The 15,238-nt window shown below is 62.9% G+C and carries 13 protein-coding genes and 1 pseudogene; 6 read left to right on the forward strand and 8 right to left on the reverse strand.

The genetic code is table 11. The annotated features are described in order from the left end of the window. The first annotated feature begins 126 nt into the window (after positions 1 to 126). A complete protein-coding gene (locus DDF70_RS31300) occupies positions 127 to 1,158 on the forward strand; it encodes an IS110 family RNA-guided transposase (protein WP_114948375.1) in 1,032 nt (343 codons plus the stop codon). A 287-nt stretch (positions 1,159 to 1,445) separates the two neighbouring features. Here DDF70_RS31300 and DDF70_RS31305 read toward each other — a convergent pair. From DDF70_RS31305 to DDF70_RS31340, 8 genes and pseudogenes are all read right to left on the reverse strand, one after another. Then, a pseudogene (locus tag DDF70_RS31305) lies at positions 1,446 to 1,928 on the reverse strand (IS6 family transposase); the annotation flags it as partial. A gap of 226 nt (positions 1,929 to 2,154) precedes the next feature. After that, positions 2,155 to 3,123 carry an ABC transporter ATP-binding protein gene (locus tag DDF70_RS31310; RefSeq protein WP_114948558.1) on the reverse strand — a complete coding sequence of 323 codons (969 nt, stop codon included), beginning with the start codon at positions 3,121 to 3,123 and terminating at the stop codon, positions 2,155 to 2,157. Between the two features lie 2 nt (positions 3,124 to 3,125). Continuing rightward, on the reverse strand, positions 3,126 to 4,136 hold the full coding sequence (locus DDF70_RS31315; RefSeq protein ID WP_114948567.1) for an ABC transporter ATP-binding protein: 1,011 nt from the start codon (positions 4,134 to 4,136) through the stop codon (positions 3,126 to 3,128). Between the two features lie 4 nt (positions 4,137 to 4,140). Beyond that, a complete protein-coding gene (locus DDF70_RS31320) occupies positions 4,141 to 5,058 on the reverse strand; it encodes a dihydrodipicolinate synthase family protein (RefSeq protein WP_114948559.1) in 918 nt (305 codons plus the stop codon). Positions 5,059 to 5,081: 23 nt separating this feature from the next. After that, positions 5,082 to 5,960, reverse strand: a complete 879-nt coding sequence (locus DDF70_RS31325; RefSeq protein ID WP_114948560.1) for an ABC transporter permease — start codon at positions 5,958 to 5,960, stop codon at positions 5,082 to 5,084. 2 nt (positions 5,961 to 5,962) lie between these two features. Continuing rightward, positions 5,963 to 6,922, reverse strand: coding sequence for an ABC transporter permease (locus tag DDF70_RS31330; protein ID WP_114948561.1), 960 nt, complete (start codon positions 6,920 to 6,922; stop codon positions 5,963 to 5,965). A gap of 75 nt (positions 6,923 to 6,997) precedes the next feature. Continuing rightward, a complete protein-coding gene (locus tag DDF70_RS31335; protein WP_114948562.1) occupies positions 6,998 to 8,581 on the reverse strand; it encodes an ABC transporter substrate-binding protein in 1,584 nt (527 codons plus the stop codon). Between the two features lie 12 nt (positions 8,582 to 8,593). Continuing rightward, positions 8,594 to 9,316 carry a FadR/GntR family transcriptional regulator gene (locus tag DDF70_RS31340; RefSeq protein ID WP_009492117.1) on the reverse strand — a complete coding sequence of 241 codons (723 nt, stop codon included), beginning with the start codon at positions 9,314 to 9,316 and terminating at the stop codon, positions 8,594 to 8,596. A 111-nt stretch (positions 9,317 to 9,427) separates the two neighbouring features. Here DDF70_RS31340 and DDF70_RS31345 point away from each other — a divergent pair, with 111 nt between their 5' ends. The 5 genes from DDF70_RS31345 to nagA form a co-directional block, all read left to right on the forward strand. After that, entirely contained in the window at positions 9,428 to 10,399 is a 972-nt protein-coding gene (locus tag DDF70_RS31345; protein WP_114948563.1) for a Gfo/Idh/MocA family protein, read from the forward strand. Then, entirely contained in the window at positions 10,396 to 11,397 is a 1,002-nt protein-coding gene (locus DDF70_RS31350) for a Gfo/Idh/MocA family protein (protein WP_114948564.1), read from the forward strand. The genes DDF70_RS31345 and DDF70_RS31350 overlap by 4 nt, the downstream gene beginning before the upstream one ends. A 38-nt stretch (positions 11,398 to 11,435) precedes the next feature. Next, complete coding sequence (locus DDF70_RS31355; RefSeq protein WP_114948565.1) at positions 11,436 to 13,046, forward strand: putative N-acetylmannosamine-6-phosphate 2-epimerase; 1,611 nt, start codon at positions 11,436 to 11,438, stop codon at positions 13,044 to 13,046. A 40-nt stretch (positions 13,047 to 13,086) separates the two neighbouring features. Continuing rightward, positions 13,087 to 14,130 (forward strand): SIS domain-containing protein, encoded by a 1,044-nt coding sequence (locus DDF70_RS31360; protein WP_114948566.1) that lies wholly within the window; start codon positions 13,087 to 13,089, stop codon positions 14,128 to 14,130. Further along, positions 14,130 to 15,238, forward strand: a 1,109-nt coding sequence (gene nagA / locus DDF70_RS31365) for an N-acetylglucosamine-6-phosphate deacetylase (RefSeq protein ID WP_114943906.1), incomplete at its 3' end; no start/stop codon positions are given. The genes DDF70_RS31360 and nagA, both read left to right, overlap by 1 nt.

Consider the following 15,238-nt stretch of genomic DNA (forward strand, 5'->3'; position numbering starts at 1 on the left):
TTGTTGAGATGGGGTATTCGGCCTGCCGCCGGAGCCCTCGATTCCCGGTGAGGTGCTGCACTGCAGGCGAATGGTACAACGAGGATCGTTCGCAGCGGCCTCAGGCCTCAGTGGGAGAAGCGCAGCATGAAACACTATGCGGGTTTGGATGTCTCGGTCAAAGAGACGTCGGTGTGCATCGTTGACGAGACGGGGAAGATCTGCCGTGAGATCAAGGTCGTCTCTCATCCCGATGACCTGCTGCAGCTTCTGCAAGACTCCGCCTGGCACCTCGAGCGGATTGGTCTCGAGGCGGGGCCGCTCTCGCAATGGCTCTTCGAGGGGCTCGCCTCAGCCGGACTTCCTGTCGTGTGCATCGAGACGCGCCACGCCAAAGCCTTCCTGAAGGCGCAGGTGAACAAGAGCGACCGCAATGATGCGCGCGGCATCGCCCAGATGATGCGGGTCAACCTGTTCCGACCGGTTCACGTCAAAACGCTCTCAAGCCAGAAGCGCCGGGCTCTGCTCACCGCCCGCAAACTCCTGCAGGAGAAAGCCCTTGCGGTCGAGAACGACATCCGCGGTCTGTTGCGCAATTTCGGGCTCAAAGTCGGGGCCGTCGGAACGGTTCGGTTCGAGGCGCGCATCCGTGAGCTCATCGAGAGCATGCCCGATTTGATCGAGGTCATCCAACCGCTGCTGCAGGCCCGTCGCGAGCTGCGCGAGCACTTTGCCACCCTGCACCGGAAGCTGCTGGCCCTGGTCCGCCATGATGAGGTATGCCGGCGCCTGATGACGGTTCCGGGAGTGGGGCCGGTGGTGTCCCTGGCGTTCGTGGCCACGATCGACACGCCGGCCCGCTTCCGGCGCTCCAAGGCGGTGGGGCCTGCCTTGGGGCTGACACCTGTCCTGCATCAGTCCGGGGAAAGCAACCGGGTCGGCCGGATCTCGTTGTGCGGCGATGCCATGATGCGAACGCTGCTGTTTGAGGCAGCTCAGATCATCCTGACCCGAGCCAGCCGCTGGTCCTGGCTGAAAGCCTGGGCCATGAAAGTGGCCCAGCGACGCGGGCGGGGAAAGGCGGTCATCGCGCTCGCCCGCCGGCTGGCGACCATTTTGCATCGGATCTGGTGTGATGGCACTGAGTTCCGGTGGACGCGGGAGGCTCAGGCGATGTAGGTGCGTCTGGCCGACGAAGACTGTCCGAGCCAGACAGAACGACAAGGTTCCGCCCCGAGGCGGAGAGCTGTCCCTCGCGGGACGATGAATGAAGCGAGTCCGCACAAAGGGATGTTGCTTGCGCCTCAGGCACAAAGGACGCTGTTGAGATCGTTCCGCTTCATTCGTCTGACCCTATAGTGGAAGAGCCGTTGCGCTGATTCCGGAGAGAAGCGAGAACCCGCGGGACAGTGATGTCATGGAGCCAAACAGATCGGAAGCGCTTGACTGAACCCGGCCGAATAGAGAAGCCCTTTGTGCGAGCGGTGTTCGACATCTGGCATGACCTGACGTCGGGCAGCAGCATAAGAACCGAGCTTATCGGTGATCATGCGCCGGGGCGGGCAGCCCTGCTTGCGCAAGAGACGCTTCAGCAAGCGTTTGGCCGCCTTGGTGTCGCGTCGGCTCTGGACGATCTCATCGAGCACATAGCCGTCCTGATCAACCGCCCGCCAGAGCCAATGCTTCTGGCCCGAGATCGTGACCACGACCTCATCGAGATGCCACACGTCGCGGCGGCTTGGGGTCTTGCGCCGGAGACGGCGCGCGTAGGCTGGTCCAAACTTCAGCGCCCAGCGGCGGACCGTCTCATAGGAGACGACGATGCCGCGCTCGAGCAGCATCTCCTCGACCAGCCGTAGGCTCAGAGGGAACCGAAAGTACAACCAGACCGCATGGGCGATGATCTCGGGTGGAAAGCGATGGCGCTTGTAGCTGACAGGCTTGCTCATGCCGGATCATCTACACCGCTCGTCTCATGTCCCGGTTAACGTGACAACCCCGTGATCAGAGACGCTGTGGTGAAAGTGCTGGTGAACTGTCTTCTCCCGAAGAAGCTCGTAATTTGCGGGGGTCTACCCTGCAACAATCCTGCTTGCTCTCGGGACGGCTGCGGGATCGCAGCTCGAGATTGTCTTCATTCTACGCATGAACCACTGCACCTGACGCAACAATCTGTCATCCGCTGATGTCGTGTCGGATGCAGGCTTTGAAGTGACCAGGGGAGACTTCTTCGAGTGGAGGCACCACCGCCGCACATTGCTCTGTTGCGTGCGGACAACGAGTGCGGAACACACATCCGGAAGGCGGATTGGCGGGGCTGGGGATATCCCCTGTCAGAATCTGCCGCGTGCGGATTCTGGTGGGATCCGGAGACGGGATCGCCGAGAGCAGAGCGCGCGTATAGGGGTGGCGAGGATCGGCATAGAGGTTCTCGCTCGGCGCAATTTCCATGATGCGCCCCAAATATAGCACGATGACTGTATCACAGATGTATTCGACGACCGCCAGGTCGTGTGAGATGAACAGCATCGTCAATCCGAGACGGATCTGCAGATCCCGCAGCAGATTGACGATCTGAGCCTGGATCGAGACGTCGAGCGCCGAAACAGGTTCGTCGGCTACGATCAGCTGGGGTTCGAGCGCCAAGGCTCGTGCGATTCCGATGCGCTGGCGCTGCCCACCCGAGAATTCATGCGCATAGCGTCCGAAGGCGTCCGCCGGTAGGTCGACCGCAGCGAGAGCAGCCTCTGCGCGTTGGATCCGCTCTTGGCGCGTCCCCACACGCTGGATCTCAAGCCCCTCCATCAGGATCTGCCCGATCGTCATACGGGGCGACAGGCTCGCGAATGGGTCCTGAAAGATGTACTGCATGCTCTTGCGCTGCCGACGCATTTGGGCTGCTGAGAGCTTCGTGATGTCGATGCCGTTGAAGCGCACTTCGCCGGATGTCGGCTCGATCAGGCGCAGCACGGATCGCCCGATTGTGGTCTTGCCGCTGCCTGACTCTCCGACAAGTCCGACGACCTTGCCGCGTGGCACATCAAACGAGACATCCTCAAGCGCATGCACGATGGCTCCGCGGGAAAAGCCCGCTGGCTTGAAATGCTTGGTCAGACCTCTGACCGAGAGCAGGGGCTCTTTCATCTCTAAACCTCTTGCCATCGGATGCAGCGGCTCTTCTGGCCGTTTCCGGTCTCATGTAAAGGCGGAACTTCGGCCCGACAGGCGTCGATCGCATAGGCGCACCGTGACGCGAAAGAGCAGCCTTTTGGGAGCTGGATGAGGCTCGGAACGGAGCCTGCAATCGTGGGCAACGGTGTGCCTTGCAGCTTCAAGGCGGTCGCTTCTCCAAGCTTCGGAATCGAGCGCATCAACCCGATCGTGTACGGATGACGTGGATGGGCGAACACCTCCGCAACGGTGCCCGTCTCGACAATGCGGCCGGCATACATCACAGCCACCCGATTGGCGATCTCCGCCACCACCCCCAGGTTATGGGTGACGAACAAAATCCCCATGCCCCGCTCTGCCTGAAGATTCTGCAGGAGATCGAGGATCTGCGCTTGGATCGTCACGTCGAGCGCGGTGGTCGGCTCGTCGGCGATCAGAAGGACCGGGTCGCAGGCGAGCGCCATGGCGATGGTGGCGCGCTGGCGCATGCCGCCAGAGAGTTCGTGCGGATACTGCCTGGCACGCCGCTCGGGATCGGGGATGCCGACATCGGCCAGGAGTTTGATCACAGCAGCTGCCGCATCCTTGCGACTGCGCCCGAGGTGGATTCGCATGGGCTCGGCGATCTGCTCGCCAATTGTATAGACCGGGTTGAGGCTCGTCATCGGCTCCTGAAAAATCATGGCGATGTCATTGCCTCGGATCCGCCGCATACCCTCGGCATCGAGTTTTGTGAGGTCCTGCGTCAGCCCTGTCTTGCCACGAAATAGGATTGTGCCCTCGGCCACCTGCCCCACGCCTCTGGGGAGAAGCCCCATGACCGACAGGCTGGTGACGGACTTGCCTGATCCAGACTCGCCGACGAGCGCCAGGGTTTCGCCTGGCGCAATCGTCAGATTCAGATCCTGTACGGCGGCAACAGGACGGCCGCCGATGCGAAACACCGTCTTCAGACCGGAGATATCCAGGATCGGAGCGACATGCATGGCGTCAGCTCGCAAGTCCGGCGGCACGGACGATTTTTTCCACCTTCGCGGCCTCCTCGGCATTGAGGGAGCGCTGAGGCCGGGCCATCGTGTTGGTGGCGATGACGCCGAGGGCGTGCATCGCCGTCTTGAAGGCGCCGACTCCGGCCGAACCTGCACTGGTGCGGGGAAGCGAGACCCAGACCATTTCGAAGAGGCGGCATAGGCGCTCCTGCTCCTTGCGAGCAGCATCCCAGTCTCCGGCTTGGGCATGGTCCCATAACCGTACGTAGCCATGCGGGTCGACGTTGGCGAGGCCTGGAACCACGCCATGGGCTCCCATTTGGAGGGCGTTGTCGACGACGATCTCGGACCCGGTCATGAGAAAGACATTTGGCCTGTCCATGAGATCAAGCAGGCAGAACCGGAAATTGCCGTCGTCGCCGCTGGAGTCTTTCAGTCCGGCGATGGTGCCCTCGCGGGCCAGGGTCACAGTCGTCTTGCGTTCAAGCTTCGTTTGTACGCAGACGGGGATGTCGTAGGCGATCACGGGTAGATCGATCGCTTCGCGCACATAACGGAAATGGTCGATGATTTCCGGCTGGCTTGTGCGGGTATAGAAGGGAGCCGTCACCACCACAGCGTCGACCCCGATCGACTGCGCCGCTCTGACGTGGCCGATGACCCGGTCGGTTGTCGGATCAATGACTCCCGCCAAAACCGGAAGGCGTCCGTTCACAACTTTCACCGTGTGTTCGAGGATCTGACGCCGGATTGCCTCATCGTGGAAGATCACCTCACTTGTCGAACCAAGCACAAAGAGGCCATGCACGCCGCCTGCAATGAGATGTTCCAGAACCTTAGTATAGGATGGAAAATCGACCTCAAAGTTCTCGGTCAGAGGAGTGACAACGGGAGGAACGACGCCGCGGAAAGTAGTCATGATGAGCCTTTGTTGGTCGGGTATTAAAGATCTGAGCGGGGATCGAAGGCGTCTCGCAGGCCGTCGCCTACGAAGTTGATCGCCAGCACTGTGATGACGAGCGCTGCGCCCGGGAACATCCACTGCCAGACATACTGCTCGAGCACGCTGGTCGAGCGCGCTGCGTTCAGCATGTTGCCCCAGCTGGCCTCCGGGGGAGCAATCCCGAGCCCGAGGAAGGAGAGGCCAGCCTCAAGCAGGATTGCATTGGCGATCTGCAGAGTTGCATAGACCACGAGGATGTCGATGCAGTTCGGGAGGCCGTGGCGGAACAGCAGGTGCCCCAACCCGGCTCCCATGCCACGTGCGGCGACAACGAAGTCACGCTCCCGCAGCTCGAGAAGGCGAGCGCGGACCATGCGCGACAGCACGGGCCAGGACAGCAGGGAAATCACGGCTATGGTGGGCGCGATGCCAGTCCCGACAATTGAAGCGAGCACAAGCAGCAGAATCACCGGCGGGAGCGTCATAGCAAGGTCGACAAGGCGCATGATGGCGCCATCCGCCAAGCGGCCGCTGAATGCGGAAACGGCGCCCACAAGAAAGCCGATCACCAGCGAAACGCCGACCGATGTGACGGCGACGAGGAGTGAGATACGGCCGCCCTGCATCAGACGCGCGAAGACGTCCCGTCCGACCCCATCGGTTCCGAACCAATGGCTGGTGCTTGGGCCCTTGTTGAGGGCCCGCAGGTCGATCTGGTTCGGCGTGTAGGTCCACCAGAGCGGATACGTCAGGATTGATGCGAGAATGACGACAAGGATCGCAAGCCCCAGGAGAGCTGCGCGATTGGTGACGAACCGGCCGAGCGCCCGGGCTGTCGGCCCTTTGCTCGATCCTGATATGGCAACTGCTGCGCTCATCGTCAGGCCACCTGGACGCGAGGATCAACCGCAGCGTAAGCGATGTCGGTCAGGAGATTGACCACGATGACGCAGGCTCCAATGATGAGCGTGGCACCCATGATGACCGGGTAGTCGCGGGTATCGACGGCATTGATCATCAGTAGGCCCATGCCTGGCCAGTTGAAGACGCTCTCGATGAAGATCGCGCCGCCTACGGCAATGCCGATGGTCGACCCGATGAGGGTGACGACGGGCAGGAGCGCATTGCGGACAGCGTGTTTCATAATCACCCAGAACTCCTTGACGCCCTTCGCACGGGCGGTACGGACATAATCCTGGTTCAGAACCTCAAGGAGCGATCCGCGCATGTAGCGCATGATCAGCGCAGCATGGCCGATCGACAGGAGGCACGCCGGCAGAATGAGGTGGGCCAGAAGATCGCCGACCGAGAACGGGGCGCCAGGCGTGAGCATTCCGCCGGAGGGGGCCCAATGCAGAACTACCGAGAACAGGTAAAGTCCGAGGATCGCCGTCAGAAAGGCCGGGCTTGAGATGCCGAAGAAGGCGATGACGGAGAAGCCAACGTCAGTGGCAGAATTGCGTCTGACGGCACTCACGATTCCTGCTGCAATGCCGACTACGATGGCGATGGCGAGCCCGGCTGCCATGAGCAGGATGGTAGGGCCTATACGTTCGAGGACAAGGGGCAAAACCCTCACACCATTGCGCTGGATCGAGTAGCCGAGATCACCGGTGGCCGCAGCCTGCAGCCATGCGAGATACTGAACGGGCAAAGGCTGATCCAGCCCGAGACGTGTCCTTAGAGCATCCATTTCCGCTTGGGACATGGCGACATTGGGATTCACGTAGGCGTCGATCGGGTCACCCGGCGCTAAGCGCAGTAGGGCGAAGACGAGCATGCTCAGGGCGACGAGCATCAACATGCCGGTGGTGAGGCGCTTCAGGATGTATGGCAGCATGACTATGCCCTTGTGGTTTCGGGAAGGCGGCCAAGCCGGAGCCGGTCGCCCTTCCCGAGGGGCCGACGGGTGTGCTTACCTCTCGATCGACCATTTCTCCGGGTGTGCGTTGTAGGGTCCGCCAGCTGGAGCCGGCACCCAGACGAAGTCTTTGAGCTTCGTCGAGGCGACTCCGTAACGATTGGCAACCCACATGGTGGCCCAGGGCAGATTTGCGTTCATCGCCTTGCACACATCCTGATAGCGTGCATTGAGCTGCTGCGGGTTGGTCTCGGCAAGCGCAGCATCCAGGGCCTTGGTCAGGTCCGGCATCTCGATGCGCAGGAAATTCGCCCCTGCAGGTGGCTTCTGCGCTGCGTTCAAGCCGATGTTGAGGCCCGACGGATCAGGACCGTTCTGCAGGCCGGCGTAGACCAGTGGGAACTGACCGAAATCGGGATTGGCGGCATAGATGATGCCGTTATAGGTGGGCGTGTCCACCACGCGGGGCACCACGTTGATGCCGACCTGCGCGAGCATGGCCTGCACGGCGGCCATGACGTTGGCGGCCTGAGGCGTGTTGTAGTAGGTCAGCCAAGTGATCGGCTTGCTGCCATTGATCTTATCCCAACCGGCTTCGGCCAACAGGGCCTTGGCCTTCGCGGGATCGTAAGCGTACGGGTTCAACCCCTCAGGGACGAGCTGTTTCGCGACATAGCCGCAGTTAGCAATGGTCGCGGCTCCGCCGTAAAGGCTGTCGATGATCGCCTGCCGATCGATGGCGTGCATCACGGCTTGGCGTACGCGTACGTCCTTCCAGAGCGGAACCTGCTGGTTGAAGCCGAGATAATTGGCGACGAACGATTGCCCCTCGATGACGCTGAACCCCTTGTTGTCCTTGAATGCCGGAACGTCGTCGGGTTCAACATAGGTGAACTGGATTTCGCCCGCGCGTAGGGCCGCCACGGCTGCGGCCGTGTTCTTGAAGTAGCGGTTGATCACGCGGTCCACCTTCGGGCGACCGAGGCGGTAATCGTCGTCGGCTACCAGCTCGACGTACTGGTCGGTCACGTATTGCTTGAATTTGAACGGCCCGGTTCCAACCGGCTTGGTCGCCCACCACGTGCTGTTCGCCAGCTCCTTCGGCGTTGTGCCGGCAAGTGCATGCTCGGGTAGGATCATCAGCTTCGTCAACGTCGCCATGAGGCCCGCATCCGGACGGGAAAGCTTGATGATAGCCGTTCGATCATCAGGCGTTTCAACCGAGGAGATTGCATTGAGGCGGGCGGCGAAGACCGTTCCGGTTTCGCCGTTCTTGGCAAGATCGACCGTGAACTTCACATCCTTGGACGTGAAAGGCTTGCCGTCGTGCCAAGTCTCCTTGGCGAGTTTGAAGGTGTACTCGGTTTTGTCAGCGTTGACCGAATATTCAGTGGCGAGAGCACCCTCGATTGCTGTCAGATCAGCATTATAGTTGACCAAAGGCTCGAAGTAGACGTTGAGCCAGGTGAATCCGCCCGTCGCCGCCAGCGGGTTGAAGTTGCCTTGGAAGCCGCCTGGACCGACGTCAAAGCCGCCGGTGATGGTCTTCTGCTCCTGGGCCGCCACCGCAGTCGTCAGAGCCGTTGCTCCGAGAAACGCCGCGATGGAGATGGTTCGTGTCAAAGCTCTCAGTTGCATCATTTCCTCCCTCTAACCTTCGGTCGACTTTCTGTTGTTGGCGATCACTTCGAGAATGCCCTCGTAGTGCTTGTCGAGCCTCTCTCGGGCTCGTTCGACATCGCGCGCCGCAACCGCCTCAACGATCTCATGGTGGTCGCGCCACGTGGAGAGCGGGTCGGAATTGGCCAGATTGGCGAAGTTGGATGCCTTGTAGAAGGCTCTCCAGAAGACCTCGATCAGGCCGGTGAGCATTCGGTTGTTCTGGCAGCGGAACAGCAGCCGGTGGAATTGCTCGTCTTCCTCAGCGAAGCTCTCGGCGCGCTCGGCTCGCTGCCGCATACGCTCCGTGACTTGACGCAAAGCAGCGAGATCTTCCTCGCTGATCATCTCTACGGTCTTGTGAATGAGCCCGGTCTCGAGAACGCGACGCAGCTCGCGAAGCTCTTCGACATCCCGCAAGGCGTCACCAAGCCCATAGGCGAGATTGTCCAGAAGCGGCTGGAACGAAAATTCCTTCACGAAGACGCCAATGCCGCGGCGGGTCTCCAGAATCCCTACCGACTCGAGCGCCTTGATCGCTTCTCGAACAGAGTTGCGGCTGACGCCGAGCTGCTGAGCGAGGAAAGATTCGGGCGGCAAGGCATCCCCGGCTTTGAGCTGGTTGTCCTCGATATAGCCGCGCAAGCTCTCTTGCACCGTCACATGCAGCGAGGGGGGCTTGGTCAGGGGCTTTATGCCTTTCAAGCCGGACATTCTTCACTCCTCTTCGAAGCCGCAGACCGATCCGGGCAAAATTCATTATCTGGCTTGCTACATATCAGCTTGTAGGATATCCAGCAAGTGGGCAGCCGGATTGGTTAAGACATGCACGTTTGTCTCTTGGGTGTGAGCCATTGGCACGCAGGGATGCATTTGGATGCGGTGAGGGCCTCAGGCGGTGAGATCTCAGCCGTTTGGGATTACGACCCGAGAAGCGCAGCCGTTTTTGCCCGGTCCCACGATGTCCCCGCCTGTGCTCATATTGAAGAGGCATTCTCGACGACGCCCAACTTGGCCGTCGTCATGGGTTCGCCCGAGGACGTTCCAGACCTTGTCTTGAAGGCGATGTCCGCCGGCATTCCGATAGTTCTCGAAAAGCCCGCCGCCCCCACGACTGGCGGCTTGATGGAGATCCTGAAGGCTGCCCAGGAACGAGACATTTTCGTTGCTGTGCCTCTTCCCAATCGCTTCGGCCCCGCTTTCGGCGCAATGGTAGCGCTTGAGGCGGAAGGGCGTCTCGGCAAGATTGCCCACTGCCATTTCCGGATCGTCAACGGCCCTCCTCAGCGTTACCGCGAGGATGGGGTCGAGTGGATGCTCGACCCGACGATCGGAGGCGGCGGAGCGCTGCGCAATCTCGGCATTCACGGCATCGATGCTGCCCTCTCACTTGCGCAGGGAGCCTTACGCATCGTTGCGGCCTCGGTCGCCAATCGCATCCATGACCAGCCGGTCGAAGACCACGCCCATGTCGTCCTGTGTGACGATGCCGGAACGCTCTTCACGGTCGAGGCAGGCTACACCTTCGCCTCCATGGCTCCAGGCGGAGACTTCGAGTGGCGGATCGCCACGGGCAATGCTTACATCATTGACCGAGGCGAGACGGCACAATGCGCGACCCTGGATGACGGGGACGTCCGCGTGCTCGCCCCCGAACATCCAAGCACGCGCTACCGCTTGTTCATGGCCGACACGTTCGACCGGCTTCGCTCGGGTGAGCGCCCGACTATCGGCCTCGAAGATTACCTGGCAGCGATGAAGGTCATCGATGCCGCATATGAGAAGGCAAAGGCATGATCGGCGTAGGAATTATTGGGGCCGGCCACTTCGGAGCGGTTCATGCTCGAGCCATGACCGACGTTGACGACGTCAGGCTCGTCGCATCCTGCCGGGAGAATGCAGACGCAGCGGCTGCCTTCGCGGCTGAGCATGGGGGCAAGAGTTACGGCGACTGGCGCGCTTTATTGGGCGATCCGATGGTCGATGCCGTTCTCATCGCCACGCCGCACCACCTCCACGAAGAAATCACCATCGCGGCCGCCCGGGCCGGCAAGCATATCCTGCTTGAGAAACCGATGGCGCCCAGCCTGGCGGCTTGCGACGCTATGCTCGCGGCTGCAGAGGCAACCCGGGTCAAGCTTATGATCGGGCACCTGATGCACTTCGCCCTGCCCTGTCTCAGGGCCAAGGAGATTATCGACTCAGACGTGCTCGGTGCTCCGGTTTTGGGGTCGAGCTGGATGATCAAGCTCTGGATGGAGAGCAACCGGCGGCCCTGGCATCTCAACCATGCTTCAGGGGGCGGGATGCTGATGACAGCGGGCATTCACGCACTCGATCGGCTGATCTGGCTCATGGGTCAGCCGGTGGCCGGGGTCACGGCGATGGCCGGCACCTACTTCCACGAACAGGAGGCCGATGACGCGGCCCTGATCGGCCTGCGCTTTGCTGACGGCCGGATCGGCCAAGTCGCCAGCGTCGGCTATCGCGACGGAGCGGTCACGTTCGCCATGGATCTCGTCTGTGAGAAGGGGACGATCCGGATCGACTTCGATCACGGCGTCTCCACGGGCAAAGGTGGCGTCTGGACACCCGTTCTGGGCTCCATCGAGCCAAACTGGATGGGCGCAGCCGTGGCGCGTGAGTGGCGGGCCCTCGCCGCCAGCATCATCAACGATACGCCCTCCCCGGTTGCTGGTTCCTACGGACGCCATGTGGTTGCTTGCATTGAGGCGGCTCATGAGGCCAGCCGCAGCCGACGCGAGGTCTCGATCGCTGCTACTACGCAGGTGTAACGCCCTGCTCGACCATGCCACAAAGGTCCGGAACAGTCATGACATCTCAGCCTGCGGCCACAGCGCTCACCGAATCCTTGAGAGGCGGACTGGTTGTCTCGTGCCAGCCTGTTCCCGGCGGGCCGTTCGACGATCCCGAAGCCGTCGTGCGCTTCGCACTGGCCGCCCAGAATGCGGGTGCCCGCGGGCTTCGGATCGAGGGCGCGGTCAACGTTGCCGCAGTTGCCGCTGCCTGCTCGATTCCGATCATCGGCCTTATCAAACGCGACCTCGCGGAAACGCCGGTCCGCATTACGCCTTGGATTGAGGATGTCATCGCCCTTGCCGAAGCAGGCGCGGCGATTGTCGCCTTCGATGCCACCGACCGACCAAGACCCGTAGCGGTCCCGACGCTGATCGAGACGATCCATGCTCGGGGCTGCGTTGCGATGGCCGACATCGCGACGATCGCTGAAGCGAGAAACGCAAGCGCGCTCGGTGCAGACCTGATAGGCACCACCATGTCCGGCTACACCGACGTGGGTCCACCGCCGCGAATGCCTGATATCAGGTTGGTGTGGAAGGCCTGTGGGCTCGGCAAGCCAGTCCTCGCCGAAGGCCGCTACAACGAACCCCGTCTCGCCGCCGCGGCCATACGCGCAGGAGCCACAGCGGTGGTTGTCGGGTCAGCCATTACCCGCCCGGAGCATATCACGCAATGGTTCGTTGACGCGATCACAGGCGAAGCAGCGCCGACGAGGCCGGTTCTCGCAATCGATATCGGCGGCAGCAAAACGGCCGTGGCGTTGGTCGTGGAAAACCGCATCCTTGAGCGGCGGCAGGTTCCGACACGGCCCGCCGATGGCGCGGAGGCATGGCTGCAAGCAGCCGCAGATGTCGCACGGGATTGGCGTGGACAATATGGTGGTGTCGCGGCCGCCGTGACGGGTCTGATCAGGGACGGAATCTGGACAGCCGTCAATCCGGCGACCTTGCCCGTACCGGCAGACTTCCCGCTTGTCTCGCGCTTGGGCGAACTCTTCGGCAGTCCCGTTCTGGCTCTGAATGATGCCCAGGCCGCAGCTTGGGGCGAGTATCGCTTTGGTGCGGGCCGAGGGCGTGATCTTATCTTCCTGACAGTATCGAGTGGAATTGGCGGTGGGTCCGTCATCGGCGGCGAGCTTTTGAGCGGATCCGGGGGGCTCGCCGGGCACGTCGGCCAGATCCCGGTGCCAGTTCCGGGACAGCACTATCACCGTCTGGAGGATTTGGCGTCTGGCTTCGCCATTGCGGCTGAAGCCCGCGCTGCCGGCCATGATGCGGATGCCAAGCAGGTTTTCGCCGCCATGGCTGCGGGAGAGAGCTGGGCGGAAGATATCGTTGCCGAGGCTGTGGATCATCTCGCCATGACTCTTCCGGGTTTACAGGCCCTCCTTGATCCGCAGGTCATGGTGATTGGTGGCGGCGTAGGCCTCGCGGCAGGTTTCCTGCTCCGTCTTGAGGCCGCTCTGTCCCGCTTCCCACCTGCTCTCCGGCCTTCCTTGGCATCGGCTCTCCTCGGTGCCGATGCCGGTCTCTTAGGCGCAGCAGATCGTCTGAAGAGGCAGATGGCCTTCGAAAGTCTTGAGATGGGCCTGGGTCCGGCCGCTGGTGCCACCCCCAATACGTAGTCGTCGTATATCTGTGACGGCCCAGTGTCTGAGGAGCGATATGTCGGAGCGACTGAACATGGAAACAAGGATGCTGCGCGAGGCGCAGGAGGCGCCGCAGGTGGTCGCGCGTCTCCTCGAGAGCAACGCGCCCCTGTGCCGCGAGCTCGGCGAGCGCCTGCGCGCCTCGCCGCCGCCCTTCGCCGTGACCTGCGCGCGCGGCAGCTCCGACAACGCGGCGACCTTCGTCAAATACCTGCTCGAGATTCATTCCGGCCTCGTCACCGCGTCCGTCGGCCCGTCCGTGACCTCCGTCTACGAGGCGCGCCCGCGCATGCGCGACGCCCTGTTCCTCGCCGTGTCGCAATCGGGCCGCAGCCCGGACATCCTCAACCTCGCCCAGGCTGGGCGTGACGACGGCGCCCTGACGGTGGCGCTCGTGAACGACACGACATCGCCGCTCGCCTCCACCTGCGAGGTCGTGCTGCCGTTGCATGCAGGCCCCGAGAAGAGCGTCGCGGCCACGAAATCCTTCATCGCGGCGCTCGCGGCAGGATTGCAGCTCGTGGCGCACTGGTCGCAGGATCAGGAATTGCTGGCGGCCCTCGACACCCTGCCGGATGTGCTGGCCCGCGCGTCCGCGACCGATTGGTCGGCGGCGCTTCCCGAGTTGTCGGACGCGAACAACCTGTTCGTCGTCGGGCGCGGCGTGGGCTTCGCCGTCGCGCAGGAAGCCGCCCTCAAGCTCAAGGAGACCTCCGGCGTCCACGCGGAGGCGATGAGCGCCGCCGAGCTGATGCACGGCCCCTGGACGCTGGCGGGCGACCACTTCCCGATCCTGGTGCTCAGCCAGCGCGACGAGACCCTGAGCGGCGTCAATGATCTCGTGACGAAGCTGCACGAGCAGGGCGTTCCCGTCATCGTCGCCGGTGCCGCGGAGGGCCGGGCGAGCGTCGCCCTGCCGGGGATCGAGGATGCGCATCCCTATCTGGCGCCCATCGCGCTCATCCAGAGCTTCTACCCCCTCGTGAATGCCATTGCCTTGGCGCGCGGCCGCAATCCCGACAACCCGCCGCGCCTGCGCAAGGTGACGGAGACCGTCTGATGCCGATCGCCCTCGTGGGAGCCCGCCTGTTCGATGGCGCGCACATGCTCGCCGGCCGCGCCGTCGTGATCGAGAACGGCCGCATCCTCGGCCTGCCGCACGAGCAGGATCTGGGCACCGGCATCGAGCGCCACCGGATCGAGGGCCTGCTCGCCCCGGGCTTCATCGACGTGCAGGTCAATGGCGGCGGCGGCGTGCTCTACAACGACGTGCGCAGCGTTGAGGGCATCCGGACGATTGCCGAGGCCCACAGGACTTATGGCACCACCGGCCTTCTGCCGACCTTCATCACCGATACCCGCGAGACCATGGCGGAAGCCGTGGAGGCCATGCGCGCGGCCCTGGCCGCCCGCGTGCCCGGCGTTCTCGGCATCCATCTCGAGGGCCCCTTCATCAGCCCCGAACGCAAGGGCGTGCACAACCCCGCCTTCATTCGCCCGATCGAGGATGAGGACATCGCGATCCTGACCTCACTCACCGAGGGCCGCACGCTCGTGACGCTGGCGCCCGAGCGCACCGGCATGGAGGCGATTGCCCGCTTGGCCGCTTCAGGCGTGCTGGTCTGCGCCGGGCATACCGCCGGCGATTACGCGACCATCATGGAAGCGGCGCGCCACGGGCTGCGGGGTTTCACGCATCTCTACAACGCGATGCCGCCCATGGCCGGGCGCGATCCGGGCCCCGTGGGCGCGGCGCTCGACAGCCCGGACACCTGGTGCGGGCTCATCGTCGACGGGCACCACGTGAGCGATGCGGCTCTGCGCGTGGCGATTGCCGCCAAGGGCACGGAGCGGATGATGCTCGTCACCGACGCCATGTCGGTGACCGGCACGGACCTGACGAGCTTCGACCTGCACGGCCGCACGATCTATCGCCGGGACGGCAGGCTCACCACGGAGGACGGAACGCTTGCAGGCTCCGACCTCGACATGGCGAGCGCGGTGCGCAACAGCGTCGAGCGGCTGGGGCTTGCCCTGCCGGACGTGCTGCGAATGGCATCGCTGATCCCCGCTCAATTCCTGAAGCTCGATCACGAACTGGGCCGCATCGCGCCCGGCTATCGCGCCGATCTCGTTCTCCTCGACGAGGGCCTGCAGGTGCGGCAGAC

The organism is Microvirga calopogonii (assembly GCF_003347665.1).
Classification (GTDB): Bacteria; Pseudomonadota; Alphaproteobacteria; order Rhizobiales; family Beijerinckiaceae; genus Microvirga; species Microvirga calopogonii.